The following is a 1,691-nucleotide window of genomic DNA, read 5'->3' as shown; positions in this document are numbered from 1 at the left end:
CGTACTGCATTTAATTGAAAATACAATAATAATCGTGTTATCTTATGTGTGATATCTAATCAGAAAATCCCTGAAATTTCAATAGCTCCAATTCAATAAATCATTTCGCGACAGCGACTAACCTTGTGGATTTGATGCATAAAAGAATACGTGATGTAAGGATTGATTAAAATATATTCTCTTTTAATGTGCATCGATGACTGATGGTCTATAGGTTTTAATACATTTTAGGGGTATTTGATTTTTGTATAAGAAAGCCACCAAAAAAAAAGAATGACTGAACATAATTTATTCGATAGAATGATCAAGATTTAACCGTTCGAAGGAAAAGCGCCCGGTTGATTGTTGTTTCAAACCAAATTAAGGAAACGTGGTAATGAGTAACATTCTGAATATTAAAAATCAATTTCCCCCCTCAATGAGCAACCTTAAGACCTTATTTTCAGGGTTTTTATACGGTGCCTCAAAAACCAAAAATACACCTCAATCCAATACGTAAAAAAGGTACTGGTAATTAACTCAATAATTAAGAGGTTATCCGTCACCATGCTGATTTTATGCTTGATCTAAAAATAAAGTGACACCATTTCGATTTAAAAAAGTGGATGACCCATTCGTTGTAAGGAAGAATCATGTCGTATCTGTTAGTGCTCGCAAACAGAATCGGCTCGGCTCACAATATTTTGCAAATGAACTCGCAATAAAATGCGAATGAAATTTCGATGAACTCACATTATTTTGCGAATGACTATTTCCCCATACAATAAAATAAAAACGTTCGCTTAGTTCTCATTTTCCTCATCTGATGAGTGAGTTAATAATGCACGTTCGCGTTCAAGCTCTCTTCTTAGTTCTTCCTCGCTAGGTAGATAAGGTAAGTATTTTGATGCAAAAATCTGTTTGCTTTCTGTGAGTACAGAGTACTTGGCAACCGCTTCACTTTTTTTACTACATAGAATTAAGCCAATTGTAGGATTGTCGTCTATGTTTCTTTTATACTGATCATATATCCTGACGTAAGTATCCATTTGTCCCACATCTTGATGTGACAGCTTCCCTAATTTTAAGTCGATCAGTAAAAAACATTTAAGCTTAAAATTATAAAATACTAAATCAATATAAAAGTCCTCGTCTTCTGTGCTAATTCTTTGCTGACGAGCAACAAACGCGAATCCTTTGCCAAGTTCTAATAGAAAGCTCTGTAAGTTATCCATCAGTGCTTGTTCAATATTGGACTCGAGCAAAGACGAATAAGGAAGATTCAAAAAATCCAGAACATAAGGATCTCGCAAATAATCCTGAGGATTTGTTTGTAATTTTTTAGTATGTGACTCGGCCTCATCAATCACAGGCTTTTTATTATTGCTGGATAATAATCGCTCATAATATAGTTTATTAATTTGTCTCTCTAACGCCCTAACACTCCAGCGGTGTTCTATGCATTCTCTGACATACCATTGACGCGCCTCATCATTTTCCAAGCGAATTAATAATCGATAATGTGACCAACTCAATTCGGAACACACTGTGTTCCATTTTGGATAAGTCAAATAAAATGCACGCATATTTCTTAGGTTACGCTCATCAAAGCCTTTGCCAAATTCAACTGTTAAGTGCTTTGACAAAATTTTTACTTGCTGCTTACCATAGCTGGCTCTTGCAGCGCCATGCTGTTCATTTTCAATAAGTAA

The 1,691-nt window shown here is 34.9% G+C and carries 2 protein-coding genes; one reads left to right on the top strand and one right to left on the bottom strand.

The window, feature by feature from the left end; translation table 11 throughout:
* The first annotated feature begins 376 nt into the window (after positions 1-376).
* Positions 377-499 (top strand): hypothetical protein, encoded by a 123-nt coding sequence (locus ELY15_RS16660; RefSeq protein WP_255411135.1) that lies wholly within the window; start codon positions 377-379, stop codon positions 497-499.
* 283 nt (positions 500-782) lie between these two features.
* Here ELY15_RS16660 and ELY15_RS15620 read toward each other — a convergent pair.
* Positions 783-1,691: YhcG family protein (locus ELY15_RS15620; protein ID WP_148111255.1), on the bottom strand; the 909-nt coding region annotated here is incomplete at its 5' end.

The sequence above is a fragment of the Legionella sp. km772 genome (genome assembly GCF_003989735.1).
Lineage (GTDB): Bacteria > Pseudomonadota > Gammaproteobacteria > Legionellales > Legionellaceae > Legionella.
The sequence above is the reverse complement of the archived record's forward strand: the minus strand, read 5'-3'. Positions and strand labels throughout refer to the sequence as shown.

Excerpts from the sequence above, each read along its gene's own strand:
- ELY15_RS16660 (WP_255411135.1), top strand. The coding sequence starts at position 377 with ATGAGTAACATTCTGAATATTAAAAATCAATTTCCCCCCTCAATGAGC.